Origin of the sequence: Paenibacillus sp. FSL R5-0749 (assembly GCF_038595085.1) — a bacterium.
Classification (GTDB): Bacteria; Bacillota; Bacilli; order Paenibacillales; family Paenibacillaceae; genus Paenibacillus.
In genome coordinates, this window is record NZ_CP152005.1 from 4,909,259 (window position 1) to 4,925,487 (window position 16,229).

General features: G+C 46.7%; 13 protein-coding genes. 8 read left to right on the forward strand and 5 right to left on the reverse strand.

Annotation, left to right across the window (positions count from 1 at the left end):
* Positions 1-92 precede the first annotated feature (92 nt).
* A complete protein-coding gene (locus MKY85_RS21945) occupies positions 93-2,744 on the forward strand; it encodes a cation-translocating P-type ATPase (protein WP_342570752.1) in 2,652 nt (883 codons plus the stop codon).
* Positions 2,745-2,812: 68 nt separating this feature from the next.
* Here the strand turns inward: MKY85_RS21945 and MKY85_RS21950 are convergent, their stop codons facing one another.
* On the reverse strand, positions 2,813-3,196 hold the full coding sequence (locus MKY85_RS21950) for a VOC family protein (protein WP_339236440.1): 384 nt from the start codon (positions 3,194-3,196) through the stop codon (positions 2,813-2,815).
* A 236-nt stretch (positions 3,197-3,432) separates the two neighbouring features.
* On the opposite strand from MKY85_RS21950, the gene MKY85_RS21955 reads away from it, so the two are divergent.
* Positions 3,433-4,773, forward strand: a complete 1,341-nt coding sequence (locus MKY85_RS21955; protein WP_342570753.1) for an MFS transporter — start codon at positions 3,433-3,435, stop codon at positions 4,771-4,773.
* A gap of 151 nt (positions 4,774-4,924) precedes the next feature.
* Here the strand turns inward: MKY85_RS21955 and MKY85_RS21960 are convergent, their stop codons facing one another.
* Positions 4,925-5,581: a DUF2625 family protein gene (locus tag MKY85_RS21960; protein ID WP_342570754.1), complete on the reverse strand. Its 657-nt coding sequence runs from the start codon at positions 5,579-5,581 to the stop codon at positions 4,925-4,927.
* A gap of 104 nt (positions 5,582-5,685) precedes the next feature.
* Between MKY85_RS21960 and MKY85_RS21965 the strand changes: the two genes are divergently transcribed.
* The 5 genes from MKY85_RS21965 to MKY85_RS21985 all read left to right on the forward strand — a co-directional run bounded on the left by MKY85_RS21965 (position 5,686) and on the right by MKY85_RS21985 (position 10,508).
* Positions 5,686-7,173, forward strand: a complete 1,488-nt coding sequence (locus MKY85_RS21965) for a right-handed parallel beta-helix repeat-containing protein (RefSeq protein WP_342570755.1) — start codon at positions 5,686-5,688, stop codon at positions 7,171-7,173.
* A gap of 276 nt (positions 7,174-7,449) precedes the next feature.
* The gene (locus MKY85_RS21970; protein WP_342570756.1) at positions 7,450-8,664 is read left to right on the forward strand and encodes an MFS transporter; all 1,215 of its coding nucleotides are present in this window, start codon (positions 7,450-7,452) and stop codon (positions 8,662-8,664) included.
* A complete protein-coding gene (locus MKY85_RS21975; RefSeq protein WP_342570757.1) occupies positions 8,657-9,220 on the forward strand; it encodes a TetR/AcrR family transcriptional regulator in 564 nt (187 codons plus the stop codon). Before MKY85_RS21970 ends, MKY85_RS21975 begins: the two co-directional genes overlap by 8 nt.
* A 45-nt stretch (positions 9,221-9,265) precedes the next feature.
* Positions 9,266-9,916, forward strand: coding sequence for a hypothetical protein (locus MKY85_RS21980; RefSeq protein ID WP_342570758.1), 651 nt, complete (start codon positions 9,266-9,268; stop codon positions 9,914-9,916).
* A gap of 34 nt (positions 9,917-9,950) precedes the next feature.
* Positions 9,951-10,508: a DUF1697 domain-containing protein gene (locus MKY85_RS21985; RefSeq protein ID WP_339256643.1), complete on the forward strand. Its 558-nt coding sequence runs from the start codon at positions 9,951-9,953 to the stop codon at positions 10,506-10,508.
* A gap of 151 nt (positions 10,509-10,659) precedes the next feature.
* On the opposite strand, the gene MKY85_RS21990 is transcribed toward MKY85_RS21985, so the two are convergent.
* Positions 10,660-11,103, reverse strand: coding sequence for an Hsp20/alpha crystallin family protein (locus tag MKY85_RS21990; RefSeq protein ID WP_339256644.1), 444 nt, complete (start codon positions 11,101-11,103; stop codon positions 10,660-10,662).
* 327 nt (positions 11,104-11,430) lie between these two features.
* Here MKY85_RS21990 and MKY85_RS21995 point away from each other — a divergent pair, with 327 nt between their 5' ends.
* Positions 11,431-13,017 (forward strand): stalk domain-containing protein, encoded by a 1,587-nt coding sequence (locus MKY85_RS21995; protein ID WP_339256645.1) that lies wholly within the window; start codon positions 11,431-11,433, stop codon positions 13,015-13,017.
* A gap of 136 nt (positions 13,018-13,153) precedes the next feature.
* On the opposite strand, the gene MKY85_RS22000 is transcribed toward MKY85_RS21995, so the two are convergent.
* Positions 13,154-13,366: a hypothetical protein gene (locus MKY85_RS22000; RefSeq protein WP_339236462.1), complete on the reverse strand. Its 213-nt coding sequence runs from the start codon at positions 13,364-13,366 to the stop codon at positions 13,154-13,156.
* 159 nt (positions 13,367-13,525) lie between these two features.
* Entirely contained in the window at positions 13,526-15,769 is a 2,244-nt protein-coding gene (locus MKY85_RS22005) for a carboxylesterase family protein (RefSeq protein WP_339256647.1), read from the reverse strand.
* Between the last annotated feature and the right edge of the window lie 460 nt (positions 15,770-16,229).

Sequence of the window (16,229 nt, forward strand, 5' to 3'; positions counted from 1 at the left end):
AATCTTAAAAAAATACGGAAACGAAACGATTCTAGATTTTGTCCGTAAGGGTAATACACAGAGAGAAATCTACTTTTCAAGGAGCTGGTCAATTGCAACATTATAGACACAGTGCGGAGGAAACCCTTCAGGATGTACAGAGTTCCTCCAAGGGACTCACTACCTCCGAAGCTGCAAAGAGACTTGAAACCGAAGGATATAACGAATTAAAAGGGAAAGATGCAACACCTGTCTGGAAATTGTTCCTTGAAAATTTCAAAGATCCGATGGTCATCGTGCTGCTGATTGCAGCTGCTGTACAAGTTGTACTTGGACACCTGATTGAATCGTTGATCATATTCCTGGTTATTTTGCTTAACGCGGTAATCAGTGTAGTTCAGACCAAAAAAGCCGAGAGTTCGCTTGACGCGTTAAAACAAATGTCTGCGCCTGAAGCCAAAGTCATTCGTGACGGGCAGAAAAAAACCATTCCGGCGAGGGAACTCGTTCCCGGTGATATTGTTATGCTGGATGCAGGTGATTATGTCCCGGCTGACGGGCGTATCCTGGAGTCAGGAAGTCTGAAAATCAACGAGGGTATGCTGACCGGAGAATCCGAAGCTGCGGAAAAACACGCGGACACCATCCCGGATGAAGCTCCAATCGGAGATCGTCGCAATATGGCCTTCAGTGGTTCACTGGTCGTATATGGACGAGGCATGCTCGTTATTACAGGTACGGCTCTCAAGACGGAAATTGGTAAAATTGCCGAACTGATCGAAAATGCCGAAGCCAAGAACACGCCGTTACAGCGCAAGTTGGAATCATTCAGCAAAAAACTGGGCTTTTTCATCCTGGGGTTGTCGATTCTCATCTTTGGCATAGAAGCCGGTCGTGTATGGTTGACCGAAGGTACGGAGAATATCGGGCCATCCATCGTAAATGCACTGATGTTTGCTGTAGCTGTTGCGGTTGCTGCCATTCCTGAGGCACTTTCCTCCATTGTGACGATCGTATTGTCACTCGGAACCAATAAGATGGCCAAACAACATGCGATCATTCGCAGACTGCCTGCCGTGGAAGCACTCGGTTCTGCCAGCATCATCTGTACGGATAAAACAGGAACACTAACTCAGAATAAGATGACTGTTGTGGATTATTACATTCCCCATGGCACCAAGGAAGAATTCCCCGATGATCCCGATCAGTGGTCGGAGGAGGAACGACGTCTGTTACATATTGCAGTGCTCTGCAATGATTCGAATATTAACCAGGAAGGCAAGGAACTCGGTGATCCAACCGAAGTGGCACTTATTGCCTTCAGCAACCGGGTGAACAAGGATTACAATGAAATCCGTGACCAGTTCCCGCGTGAAGCCGAGCTTCCTTTTGACTCGGATCGAAAGCTCATGAGTACCGTTCATACCTTTGAGGGACAGACGGCTTTGCTGACCAAAGGTGGACCAGATGTGCTGTTCAGCCGCTGTAGTCATGTGTTTATCAACGGCGAAGTTCAGCCCCTCACACCCGAGATTCGCACACAATTTGAAGAGAAAAATGAGGCCTTCTCCAAACGTGCCTTCCGCGTACTGGCCTATGCGTACAAAAAATTTGATGACAAAAACCAGGTCACTATTGATGACGAGCATGATCTGACACTGGTTGGTCTGACAGCGATGATTGACCCGCCGCGTGAAGCGGTATACGGGTCGATTGAAGAGTCCAAAAAAGCCGGCATTCGCACCATCATGATCACCGGAGATCACAAAACGACGGCTCAGGCCATCGGTGTGGATATCGGCCTTGCCGAACCGGATGATCTCGCCATTACCGGCGCCGAACTGGACAAAATGTCCGATGAAGAGCTGGATCAACAACTTGAACATATCTCGGTATACGCCAGAGTATCACCTGAGAATAAAATCCGGATCGTGCGTGCATGGCAGCGCAAGGGCAAGGTTGCAGCGATGACCGGAGATGGAGTCAATGACGCACCTGCGCTGAAACAGGCCGACATCGGCGTAGCGATGGGTAGCGGAACGGATGTCGCCAAGGATGCCGCTGCCATGATTCTGACGGATGATAACTTTGTCTCCATTGTGAATGCAGTCAGTGTTGGGCGGATGGTATTTGATAATATCAAAAAAGCGATCGCTTACCTGTTCGCGGGTAATCTCGGTGCTATTATCGCGATTTTGTTTGCTCTGGTCGTCGGCTGGGTGAATCCGTTCACGGCCCTTCAACTGCTGTTCATCAATCTGGTGAACGACTCCCTGCCTGCCATCGCTTTGGGCACAGAGAAGCCCGAGCCAGATGTCATGCGGCGTAAACCACGCGATATTAACGAAGGCATCTTCGCAGGTGGAACCCTGCAAGCGGTCATTACGCGTGGTGTCCTGATTGGTGCGGCTGTAATCGTATCTCAATATATCGGGCTTGGCATCTCGGAGGAAATCAGCGTAGCTATGGCCTTCACCACCTTGATTCTGGCACGCAGTCTGCAAACTTTTGCAGCACGTTCCAATACACAAACCATCTTCCAGGTGGGCTTCATGACCAATAAATTTGTGCTTGGTTCCATTCTGGTATGTCTCTGTCTCTATGCAATCACACTGATTCCAGGTGTTCGCGGCGTCTTCGCTATCCCGGATACATTCGGTTGGAATGAGTTCCTGATTGCAGGCGGACTCGCTCTTGTTGCCGTCATTCTGATGGATGTCATCAAGTGGGTTCGCAATCGCGGCAAACAAGTTACTGCGGCATAAGCTCTGCAGATATCGTACGTATGCACAAACAGGCGCCCGTGATCGGAGCGCCTGTTTCTGTATCAAATTCACCCCTGTTTGATGCCAAAAGCGATCCATCGTCCATCAATATCCTCGATCACAAACTCTTTGTTATTATAGTCTGTATGATTGAGGGCACGTACGATCTTCACATCTGCGTTGATCAATTCCTGTTGAAGCTCTTCCTGATTCTTGGTAATAAAATAGGCATCATATCCGTAACCATATAATTCTCTGTTGGGTATTACCTTTTGTCCATTGCTTTGGGTTAAAATAATCTCGGTAAGATCACGATAAAGACAGATATGAGGTTCGGCTGCATTGAGATATTCGACCACACGAAAGCCCATCTTTTTTTCATAAAATTGTGCTGTTCGCTTCATATCCAACGTCGGAAATACGCTGTGGGACATTAATAGTAAGTGATCCATACTGTAAACTCCTTATAAAATAATCAATCTAGTTATGTATTCCAACCATCATTTTACCCAATTTCAGGGAAATAGTCTATAAATTAAAACTCTGCATTACATAAATTCAACTGATATTCAGTATGACATTATTGCCATATAATAAAATGAAGTGTAAAATGATATATTGCTTTTCATCACATTTTCATCCATGCTCAATCCGAATTCACATTCATAGATAAGACAGGAATGGTCACGTGAAAGATAAAATTGTCATGCCACTCTGGACGTGCTGCTTGTTCATCGTTGTGATGAACACCACCATGTTCAATGTTTCATTGCCCGTCATTATTCATGATCTACAGATTACCTCAGACCTGGGTTCCTGGGTCATCTCAAGTTATTCCATTGGTTACGCCCTGTCAACGGTGATATACAGTCGATTATCAGACCGAATTCCGGTACGCAAACTGCTCACGGTCGGGCTTCTGATCCTGGGGTTATCTTCATTGCTGGGGTTGTTCGCACATAACTTCGCAATCCTGTTGCTCACACGCATTCTGCAATCTGCAGGTGCAGGGGTGATGGCTGGTCTGGGTCTCGTCATCGCGAGTCGTTACATCCCGGTGGAACGGCGTGGAGCTGCCATCGCACTCATCTCATCAGGCAGCGCCATGGCTTTTGGACTTGGCCCCATTGTCGGCGGACTTATTAGTGAGTACTGGGGCTGGAACGGACTTTTTGCCATAACCGTGCTTGTCCTGCTAGCCCTGCCTGTCCTGCTCTATTTTCTACCACCTGAATCCGTCAAAACGGATCAGCCGTTTGATGTTATTGGTGCCATACTAACCGTCATTAATGCAACTACACTTCTCGTCGCGATCACCCAGCAGTCCTGGTTATGGTTAGCTATTGGCGTTATTTCACTTGTAGCACACCTCCTGTATATTCGGAAAGCGAGTCTTCCGTTTGTGAATCCACAAGTGTTTCGAACACCAGGATACACCCGCTTAATTCTTATAGGATTCTGCGTGCTGGTCGTGAATCTGGGCAATCTGTTCTTGATGCCGCTTGTGCTCGCAGATCTCTATGGACGCTCATCGCTCGCCATCGGTTTGCTGATTGCTCCAGGAGCCATTGTTGCAGCATTCTGCACCCGTTTCGTCGGCCGCTGGATCGACCGTTATGGCAATATGCGGTTTATGATCATCGGACACATCCTGCTCGCAGCGGTACTTGCCTTATTCATGCTCGGACTGGATCAATCCGCCCTGATCATTACCAGTGGTTATCTCTTTTTCTCACCGGCACTCTCGGCATCTATGGCTTCATTGAATAATGAAGCTTCACGTGTGCTGCCCAAATCACAGATTGGTTCAGGAATGGGCATGTTACAATTGATTCAGTTCTTCGGTGGATCGGTATCTGTAGCGGTATGCGGGTTGCTGTTGCACAGCATTCCGGGAGTATCAGTAGAGGAAGCTTATCATGTGGTATACGCTTGTCTGTTGCTCGTCTGCGTTGTTTCACTGGGTCTGGCCGTCTGGCATAGCAGAGCTTCACGCTCAGGCATTGAACCTCTTGCGTTGGAAGATTAATATTTGATGTTTAAAGTTCAGAACAAAAAGGCCCGCATCAAGCGCGAGCCTTTTTAAATCTGGAACAGAAATGTCGTTTTTTTAAAGTGAATCACTCAATGAACTTGAACTTACCGATTACTTTCCTTATTTCACCTTACAGCAGCGCTAACTATTTCCCGTCCAGTGCTGACTTCCAGGCCTCCATGATGCTAATTGGGGATTTGCGGCTGCTCTCGCCGCCACCTTCCTTCGTCCAAAGTGGTGGATAATATGCGAATACTTGTCCTGTCTGAAGCTGTGCCATATCATCCTGCCAACCTTTCCAGCGAAACGTCTGATAGAACTGCCCCAGATCGCCATCCGCCAGCCAGTTAATGAACTCTGAATATGTCAGTTCTGTCGATTCCCATTCAAGTGTATCCGGTGCAAAATAATAGATATGTCCCGTACGGCCATACTTGCCTGTATCCAGTCCGAAGAAACCACCTGCCGCATCATATGCGACGATCATCATACCTTCCAGAACATCTACCCAAGGTTGCTCACTCACACCATTCCAACTGGTGAGGCTTCCATATGTACTGTCACCACCCGCACCAAGCAGCGTGATCCAGCCATGGTCAAGTACGATACCTTCTGTCTCATAAGCAACAACTCCCAAATAGGATTTCGTACTTATTTGCAGACGATAGAGGGTATCCTCTCCCGCCTCCTGCTTTGCTGGAACATACACATATGTATTTTGCCCGCTATCCAGAAGTTCCTTGAGTTCTTCCCATGCGTGATTCTCCCGATCTACTAATTCAGCTACAGTTAATGTATTCATGAGCAGTCTCCTCCCTGATTTGATAAAAAGCATATCATGGCTTATTAACCCGTTCAAATCTGCTATAATCTAGCTTCGCAGGTAAATATAAAGGAGGAACAACTTTGATTCGTACAGTTTTGCTGATTATGCCGATTCTACTGTTATTCGCATCTGGTTGTCAGGACCGTACCCAGTCCATGAAGACACCCGTTTCTGTTCAAAAGTTGGATCCTCAGGTCATCCATTACATATCCCCCCATGGAAACGACGCGAATAAAGGAACCCTTCAATCTCCGTGGAAAACGTTACAGCACGCAGCCGACCATGCTTCGCCAGGAAGTACGATCTATTTGCGTGAAGGTGTCTATCATCAGAAAGTCAAAATCACCCGGAGCGGCCATTCCTCCGGTAATCCGACCCTATTTGCCAGCTATCCGCAAGAGAATGTCGTCATTGATGGAGAAGGCCTCGCTGTTCGAGGCATCGAAGGACTGATTGAAATTGATAATGCCAGTTATATCACCATTCAAAACCTCGAAATTCGTAACTTCACGACCACTCTGGGGGGCCAGGTTCCAACCGGGATCTATGTCCACGGGGCAGGTGAGCATATTCAGTTGTTGGGTAACACCATACACGCGATCGCTAGTTACGCACCTCCTGAGGGTCCCAATTTGAGGGGCAGGGATGCCCACGGTATTGCCCTATATGGTACAGAGCACCCTCAAGCATTACGCGATATCATCATTAAGGATAATGAATTGTATGATCTTACCCTTGGTTCCAGTGAGTCACTTGCAGTCAACGGCAATGTCGATACCTTTGCCATACAGAACAATATCATCCATGATTCCGACAACATTGGTATTGATCTGATCGGGTATGAGGGTACGTCCGAAGACGACACGTACGATCAGGCTCGGAACGGCATTGTACGAGGCAACGAAGTATACGATATTACGTCCAATAACAATCCTTCCTATGGAACAGACCTGCCCAATGATAGCAACTCGGCGGGTGGCATCTATGTCGATGGCGGGAAAGATCATATCATCGACCAGAACCGGGTATACCGGAGCGACATCGGAATTGAGATAGCCTCAGAGCATGCCGGGCGTTCAACCAGCAACATTACCGTGCGGGATAACCTGATCTATTCCAACCGATTGACGGGCATTGCCATGGGAGGTTATGACGATGAACGTGGAGCTACCGAGGATAGCAAGATTATGTACAATACGCTTGTAGGGAATGACACCCTGAATGCAGGCAATGGACAGTTATTCATGCAGTCACGGACGAAGAACAATACGTTCATGCGCAATATTCTCGTATCGGGCAGCTCGGAAGTCCTGATATACAATGAATATACAAGCAATACCGGCAATATGTTTGACTATAATGTCTATTACTCACCAGGAGAGCAGGAAGATGCCCTGTGGGTTTGGAAAAATAAGGCCTACTCCGGCATCGCCGCCTACCTAAAGGGATCTGGTAACGATGCACACTCCATATATGTGGATCCGGCATTTATGAATGAACCGAGCGAAGATTTCCGCCTTCATGCGAATTCTCCAGCGAAGTCGTATGGCTATCTTGCTCCGCGGTAACGTTAATCTGATGCTATTCCAGTGGAATCAGCCCTGCCTATTTCCACACCAATTAAAGAAGCCTGTGTTGTGTGGGATCACTTCCCCATATGCACAGGCTTCTTTTCGTTTCTTTTGATACAATCCAGCCCTTAACTTCTTACCATATAGGCTGAATCTCACCTGCACCAAAAAAATCATGTTTGCATATCGAAACACACTTTACAATCTGACCATCGTCAGGTAAAATCATTTCAACATGTCGGCCGACAGATATCAATATACATGGAGGATCCTATGAGCACTTCGACTACCAGCCCTACACCTCAGCAACTCTGGGGAAGATCATTTATTTTCATCATGTTAGCCAACGCACTATTGTTTATGGCCTTTGAAATGTTACTCCCCACCTTGCCTTTGTTTGTCTCAAGTCTTGGTGGCGAAGCCTCCCAAATTGGGCTTGTTACCGGCGTATTTATGTTTTCCGCCATCTTGATTCGCCCCTTCACATCTGTTTTGGCAGCTCGAATAGATAAAAAATATCTGTTGATTATCGGTATCACTATCTGTGCATTAATGACAGGTGCATACTACCTATCGTCAGGTATTTGGATGATTCTTCTATTTCGAGTGATCCACGGATTCGGATTTGGTTTGGCAACGACATATTTTGCAACGATTGCCACTGAAAACATACCAAGAGATCGTCGGGGAGAAGGTATGGGCTATTTTGGCGTAGGCGAGACCGTCGCCATATCCATCGGTCCCTTGATTGGTACCAGTCTGTTGTTTAAGTATGACTATCAGAGCCTGTTTATGGGAGGCATGTGCATTTTGCTGCTAGCTCTCCTGATGGCCGTGTTTGTTTCCAGAAAGCCCAAGGGGTTACCTAATCACGAAAACGTCAAACTTCCAGCTGCAACCGTCAAGTTGATCGAAAAGAAAGTACTGTTCCCTTCGCTGCTGATCATGCTGGTTGGCATTGCAGCCGGCTCCATCATGTCCTTTGTGGCTTTATTTGCCGCCGAGAGAGGATTCAACAATGTCGCCTGGTTTTTCTTTATCGTTGCTATCGCCAGTTTCACTGTTCGGTTGTTCTCTGGGAAAATGTTTGATCGACACGGTCCAGGCTCCGTGTTGTTGCCTTCTGCGGTGTTTGCAATCGCAGGACTGTTGGTTCTAATTATCGCCCAACATGATGTGCAATTCCTGATCGCTGGCGCGTTATACGGATTTGGCTTCGGTGCCATATTCCCGGCGATTCAGACCTGGTGTGTGAACCTTGTGGAGGAACATGAGCATGAAAATGCGATGGCTTCCTTCTTTAATTTTTTTGACCTCGGGATTGGCGCTGGTTCGTTGATCCTTGGCGTGGTGGCTTCTGTATTTTCCTATACAGTGGTGTACGCTATCGCTATAGGCATTTTTGTGGTATATATCTTGTTATATTTGGTATACTCCCAAAAACAGCAGAGGTATACCGCTCGCCAACTGGAGGTAGACATTGAGTAAAAAACGAATCAAGGAAATTGCCATTCAACATTTTAATCGTCTGGGTTATGAGGGGACCAAGATGGCGCAGATTGCCGAAGAGGCAGGCATTCGCAAGCAATCTCTGGCCTATCACTATTCATCCAAAAAAGCGTTATTGCTGGAGTTATACGAGGAAGTTGTGCAGGAGGAACAGCAGTTTGTACGCCAATTTTTCAGTGACTCTGTTACCCAAACTCTGGATCAGCAGCTGTACGCCTTTTTGCATGAACACAAAAATCGTTTCCTGACCCATCCAAACGTGGCTTTTATGTATATCCTGTCGTTCATCACACCACTGGAGGTACATGATTTTGTGTTGGCCCAATATCGAACGTATCTCGGGACATTGAAGGAAGAGTTAGCAGCCGTCTTTACCAAACATCCGGATATACGCCTCAGTTCGGAAGAAGCCACCGTGGCCTTTGTGACCATGATGGATGGATTGGACGTACAGCTCGTATATGAGACACGGCAATCTTATGAACAAGCGCTGGCGATTACCTGGAATGTCTTCTGGTCAGGCATCCAGCGCTAACCAATGGATACGATGAAACTACACAAGTAGGAGGAATCAGACAACATGCAACAACTGGATGCGGCCTTAAGCCGTTTTGTGGAACAGCAGGATTTATATAATGTAGCTTACGGGCTTTTCAAAAATCATGATCTTCGTCCGCGCAAACACCATCACCAGCCGGAAGTAGATACACGAATACCGCTTTCACCGGAACTTCAATACCTGTACAGTCATTATGAAATGATGGATGCAGACGCTGAAGGTACACTCAAAATGAAAAATGCCGCCGTCGAGATCGGTGATGCCGCATTGATCTTCTTTGTTGCACCTGAACATCTGCTTCGTCAGCAACTGGGGTTCCGCTGGATTGGCATGAATGAACCTTATGAGGAGTCCTCCACTTGGCCAAAAAATCATGTCGTCATCGCAAACTTTAACGATGATCCTTTAATTGTGGATGTGGAAGCACCGCACTCTCCCGTATATGCCGCTTTTACAGGTGGAGAACCAAACCGTGTTGCCGATTCGCTGTCTGACTTTTTCAATGCACTAGCCATTCTCATTGAAGCGGCACGGAGCTATGCCGGAGAATTGAAAGATGAAGAAACCTATGAGACCAAGCCAGAGGTTCTGGAACAAGTGGAGCCTTTATTGCAGGATCTGTTGGGAGAAGAATATACTGCTCATCTCTTCGAGTATCTGTCATTTTGTTAAACCGTTGAATTGAAGAAATTGGAGGGGCATCCCTATGATCTATGTAGCCTTGCTGCGAGGTATTAATGTAGGCGGGAACAATAAAATGAACATGAAACAGCTAAAAGAAACGTTTGAACAAGCTGGCATGCTGGATGTCGTTACATACATCAACTCTGGCAATATTATTTTTGCTGATCATCAAGAACGTGCTGATGCGAATAGGGAGATATCCCTTACGTTGGAACAGGCCATCGCCGCTGATTTCGGCTTACAGATCAAGGTGATGGTGCGGAATATGGATGAAATCCAAAGCGTTATCGAAGCGCTCCCAGCGGAATGGGTTAATGACGACACGGCCAAAAGTGATGTGATGTTCCTCTGGGATGAGATCAACGAGCCCTCCGTGCTGGATCAACTGCCCATCAAACCCGAAATCGGCACACTGATGTATGTTCCCGGTGCCATTTTGTATTCAGTCAGCAGAGAGGATGCATCCAAAAGTGGCATGAACAAGCTTGTGGGTTCCAAAGTCTATGCTTATATGACCGTAAGAAACGTGAATACCACACGTAAGATATATGCGCTCATGCAGGCAGCAACCGAGAAATAAATTGGAATCAGCAAAATGGATATTCAATCTGATGTTCAACGATCCCTCTTCTAATTCAGTCTAAATTAAAACATGCAGAAAACATCCTTATGGATGTCTCCTGCATGTTTTTCATCATATAAGGAAACAATTGATTTCAATTCTCTATGGTTTAGTCAATTTGAATGCGTCTGCGAGATGAATCATCACCAGGGCGTTTTGGAATCTCAAGCTTCAGCACACCATCTTCCAATCTGGCCTTGATATGCTCCTCATCAATATGATCTACATAGAAACGCCGGATAAATTCGCCTGAACGACGCTCCTGCCGAATGATCCGATTGGAGTCATCCTTCTGTTCCACCAGCTCATTACGTTTGGCACGAATAATCAATTCTTTACCTTCAACTTGAATGTCTATATTCTCTTTGGCAATGCCCGGAAGCTCGGCTTCTACCCAATATTTGTCTTCATCCTCACGAATGTCGGTGCGAAATGGCTGCGAGCCAGTCCCAAACGGGGAGAGAAATGAGTTCTCAACCATGTCATTGAAGGATTTCAACATGTGTCCGAACGGGTCTTCATTTCGTTTACGAAACGGAATCAGATCAAACATGAAAATCAGCTCCTTTTGTGTGGTTGGTTTATTGGTGTTGCTTACATTGATTATTATAATACTCGTGCAAACAAGGCTCAAAGTCCGTAAAAGACGAAAAAAACCGATCTTCTTTCACCATGGTTCATTATTATAAAATAGATCCTTTTTTCTTTTATTTTGACCTTCTTTGACTTTCTGACTTTGTCTGACTATAGCATATGAATGTTTTACATAACTTGCTGGCTTCTCTTATTTCTTTTTAACATTTCACCCCTATACTAGGCCATGTCTGAAAACAATTGCACACACCATCACAACACGAAACGATAAAGGGGATCTGGAACATTGAAAAAGAGAAATCAATGGCTTGCCGTTCTGTCGATGACCGCCATTCTTAGCGCAGGAGCAACCAGCTACACATCCATGATTCATGCCGCTGATGCAACTAAACCTGCCAACGATCAAGTTGCACTGCGTACAGCCATCCAAAATATGCAAGGTACGGTCACCTGGAACGGAAACAGTCGCAGTGTTGATATCCAGGTCGCAGATACTAAAGTCCAACTTCCTATAGGAACGTCCTCAGCAACCATTAACGGGGTAAAAACGCCTTTGGACAGTAAAAGCTACATCACCAAAGGTACAACGTATGTATCTTCCCAAACGCTAAAATTAATTACGGATCAACTGATCCTGAAACAAAATAAAACCGGTTTTGAACGAACCGCATCGTTTCAGATGCCCGGTGGCAAAGCAGAAATATCAGCCTCTACGCCAGATGGACAGCGCCTGCTCGTAACCGAAGCGGACAATGGCAGCATTTCTGTATTGGACATTGCTGACTTGAAAAATATCAGCGTATTGAAAACAGTCAGCTTCCATGAGCTCTCTGCCAAAGCTGAAGTCACCAGTGTAACCGTGTCCAAAGACGGCAAATACGGTCTGGCTGTTATTCGTACCGGGGATACGGACAGTGAAGCAAACAAAGGATTGCTTGCCATAGTGGATCTGACAACCTACAAAACTGTAAAAACATATGAACTCGGTATTGGTCCTGACTCGATTGCCCTGTCTCCTGACGGTCTGCATGCCGTGATTGCCATAGAAGACGAAGAGCTGAATAAAGCTGCCGATGAAATTGACTATGCCAACGCCAAACGTCCGGGTAGCATTATGGTTGTATCTTTTGCTGGTGGGAACGTATTGGAAGGTGAAATCACGAACTTGCCAGTATCTCTGGACCATGTTGAAGGCGCCATCTATCCGCATGATCCACAACCGGAGTATGTTGCCATTAGTCCGGATAGCAAAACTGCAGCCATCACGCTACAGGAGAACAACGTCGTTGCCATCGTAGATTTGGAGACCAAAAAGATCAGCTCCATCTTCGCTCTCGGTACCACCTCACATCAAGCGGATCTGAAAGATGATGGCTTGGTTCAGTTTAAAGAAACATTGACAGCTCGTTATGAACCGGATGGGATTGCTTTCTCAGCAGATGGTAAATACCTGCTGACAGCGAATGAAGGAGATTTGGGCAAGAATGAATTTGAGGATGGGGTAAAAGCAGGCGGACGTAATATTGCTGTCTGGGATCTGCAAGGCAAGCGGATGTACGATAGCCAAAACCTCATTGACACGGCAACCGCCATGGTTGGTTTGTACCCGGATGATCGCAGTCCCAACAAAGGCAGCGAAGTGGAGAATCTGACCGTGGCTACGGTGGACGACACAACGTATGCAGCGGTCGCTTCCGAACGGGCAGATGCCATTCTGTTCTTCGATCTTGCTGATCCGGTCAATCCGAACTATCTGGGTCTGATTCCTACAGCCGGAGAGTCACCAGAAGGCATTCATCGGGTTAACGGACGCAGCCTGTTTGTGAGTGCTGATGAAAGCACCGGAACACTTAGTTTTTTTGCCAAGAAATAGATGACGCATACGTGGCCCGCTAAGGCTGAAATAAACAGTTTCAGGCTGTATTGAGTAGGAAGGGGCAAAGAGCCCCTATCCTCTCTTACTATTGAACACGCTAATCCACGTATCTAGATATAGTACGTACAGACGGTTAACGAGACTTTATACTCTCCAATTCCCGCCTGTTCCGCTCTACTTCCTCTTGTAACACTCGCACTTCCATCCTTAATGCGGATACTTCCTCTTTCACGCCAGACCGCTTCATCACAAGATAGAAGATCAGATATAATACAAGACCCATCATGATAAAGAAAATTAATAGCGTTATAATCCCAGCAATTCCTATAGAGCTAGCTCCATCCATAATGTACACGTCTCCCCTCTCGATGTTATTAATTTATATTTACAACAATACCATATTTAAGCATGACGAACAGTACAAAAAGCCAAGAGAATAGGCTCCCTTGGCTTTCAATTTATCTATATACCTTTTATCTATATATCCCTTCCTACCCGGTGATCCTTATTCCCAGAAGAAACGGCCTGCAAACACTTTTTCCGTCAACAGTTTGTATGTTTCTTCAGACAATTCTTTTTTCATCTTCGCCATTACGGCTTCTTTGCCTTGATTATATTGTGTGGACATGCCAATCTCTGCCGTTGTATTACTTGCATCCAGACGCATGATCGGTGCTTGTGCATCTTTCGTCCAAGGTGTCCATGCCGCAAGATTAGGGGAACCACCCGTACCTGGATTGCCTGTGTACAGGAACTGCTTCAGGTATGCTGCCATCGCGATGGACAACTCATCACGTCCTGGTTTGTTCGTCTCGCTAAAGTATCCCTCAGGGAAATAGGCAGCAATGCCATCGGCGTGCCCTGTATAGAAGTCCATATCCGCACCATGTGGTGCGCCCAGTAACGTGAGCAAACGCTCAGAGATGACCCCAGGTTGTGTACCCCAAGCAAAACGATAAGCATATACCGGCGGCTGACCGGCTTCACTGGTCAATTGCTCCGCGACACGCTCTGCATTAAAGCCTGCATAAGCTTCACTACCGTATTTCAGAGCAGCAGCATATTGCTCCGCCTTGGTTTCATCGGTGAACAGCGTTCCATCCGCAATAGCTGGAGCGAAGTTTGGATCACCAAAGGCAAATCCGGAGAACTCCGTTTCCAGGCTGCCCAGTAATACAGGAACTTTCGTGTAATTGCCGTTCTGGATGGCTTCAAAGCCTTCTTTTGGAATCACGGTGCCGTCCCGGAACAGATGCGGGAATGGCTCCATACGGATTGCGGTTGCACCAAACGCTGTGACCAGCTTGTCCGCCGGCAGTGCACGCAGGTAGCTCTCCAGCTGTGCCGGAGATTGCTTGCTTATCCAGGCTTTTGCCTCTTCTGCATTAGCCGCTTTCCCCTCTTGTACAAGCAGCTTCACGAGTACATCCTGGGATTTTTGCTCACCTTCTCCCGGTGATGCTGTCGTCAATCCTCCGCTGAAAGCAACTGCTTTTTGATACAGCCCTTTGCTAAGCGGAGAGATCAGTGTTGCCAGCACATCACGCGCACCAGCAGATTGTCCGGCTAATGTAACTTTGCTTGTATCTCCGCCAAACCCTGCAATATTATCCTGTACCCACTCCAGTGCACGGAATGCGTCGAGCAGACCATAGTTACCGGAGTCATCCAGGGCATTGCCGGTTTTCAGCGCTGCATTCTCGAAGAATCCGAGGGCCCCCAGACGGTAGTTCACGGAGATGATGATACTGTTGGTGCTCCGCGCAAGCTGTTCACCCTGAAAATCTTTACCTGATCCGGTCATATTCCCGCCACCGTGCAGGAACACCATCACCGGAAGTTTAGAACTGGTTGTGTCAGGACGCCAGATATTGAGGTACAGTGAATCCTCACTGCCTACTGTATTCTTGCCGGAGATCTGCAAGCTGTTCGCTGCAAATTCCTTAGCCGATCTAGTTCCTGCCCAAGCTTCAGGTTCTTGTGGAGCTTTCCAACGCAGTTCACCTACCGGAGGTGCGGCGTATGGAACACCGAGCCAGCCGAGCGTGCCATATTGCTCATATTTTTTGCCCTCAATCGCACCATATTTGGTCTGTTGCAACGTTTGAGGTTTGAACGCGCCAGCTTCTTTATGTTTCAACCAGCTCTGCTCCAAGGTTCCATTGCCGTTCTTAAGCTGTGTTTGCAAAGCCTGTGCAGTTGCTTCGGCCATCAGTCGATTGGTAAGCTCACTCGCTCCCTTCCCTTGAAGTGCCTTGATTCCTTTCCCAGCCGCATAGGTGGAAGCCGCCCCTTGCTCATAATCCGTACCTACTTCATATCCAAGCACCTTCAACAGCATTGTGGCATAATCTTCCGCTGTAAGGGGTGCATTAGGCTCAAATTTCTCCGTTCCCGTTACGATCTCAGCCACATACGGATGCTGCTTCAAGTAGCCAACGACCGGTTGCAATACTTTTCCTGCCTGAGCCGCATCGTCATACGTTACCGATCCCTGATAGGTGAGTGCTTCTTTCTCCAATCCGGACAAACGCAAGTACAGTACTGCGGCTTGAATGCGTGTAGCTTTTTTATTCAAATAAGCCGCATTAACACCTTGACCGCTGCCACGAATAAGCTCCGATTGGATCAGCTTGTCCATCGCTGCTGAAGAAGAGGTTGCTGTATTTCCTGCTGCATATGCCGGTAACCCGGATACACATAAACCCAGAATGGTTGCTATGGCAATCGAACGTTTAATGCTTTTCATGTCAACAATCTCCTCGCTGTCAAATAGTGTGTGATGGGATAATTGCATTGGAAATGTGCATCTTTGAATCAGTATTCCAATGTCTGGATGAGTCTATTTCTCTATTTCAGAAAACTTAATCTGCCGCACTCCTTTCTGCTCGAAATATCCGCAACTGCGCTTGCGGTCATGCCTTCAGGCATTTTTTGTATAAAAAAACCTGAACCGAAGGCAAACAGACATCGCTTTAGCGTGATCTGCTGCCCTCAATTCAGGTTTTGCCTGCAATCAGTAACAACCCTGAGGAATGAGGCTCATTCCATATGATAATGTAAACGCAATCATTCATCTGATGAACAAAGAACCAACGAATGAACTGACACAGGTATTGCCCTTAACACGGTTACAATCCTGTTGTTATGGTGATGTTAGCACATAATGTAAGCGTTCGCAATATCTTTTTTATCATCTTCTTATTCTC

What these genes read in the sequence shown, in the direction of transcription:
- MKY85_RS21950 (WP_339236440.1), bottom strand. Translation starts at nt 3,196, where the DNA reads ATGGATCACTTACTATTAATGTCCCACAGCGTATTTCCGACGTTGGAT.
- MKY85_RS21990 (WP_339256644.1), bottom strand. Translation starts at nt 11,103, where the DNA reads ATGTTTGATCTGATTCCGTTTCGTAAACGAAATGAAGACCCGTTCGGA.
- MKY85_RS21970 (WP_342570756.1), top strand. Translation starts at nt 7,450, where the DNA reads ATGAGCACTTCGACTACCAGCCCTACACCTCAGCAACTCTGGGGAAGA.
- MKY85_RS21980 (WP_342570758.1), top strand. Translation starts at nt 9,266, where the DNA reads ATGCAACAACTGGATGCGGCCTTAAGCCGTTTTGTGGAACAGCAGGAT.
- MKY85_RS21985 (WP_339256643.1), top strand. Translation starts at nt 9,951, where the DNA reads ATGATCTATGTAGCCTTGCTGCGAGGTATTAATGTAGGCGGGAACAAT.
- MKY85_RS22005 (WP_339256647.1), bottom strand. Translation starts at nt 15,769, where the DNA reads ATGAAAAGCATTAAACGTTCGATTGCCATAGCAACCATTCTGGGTTTA.
- MKY85_RS22000 (WP_339236462.1), bottom strand. Translation starts at nt 13,366, where the DNA reads ATGGATGGAGCTAGCTCTATAGGAATTGCTGGGATTATAACGCTATTA.
- MKY85_RS21960 (WP_342570754.1), bottom strand. Translation starts at nt 5,581, where the DNA reads ATGAATACATTAACTGTAGCTGAATTAGTAGATCGGGAGAATCACGCA.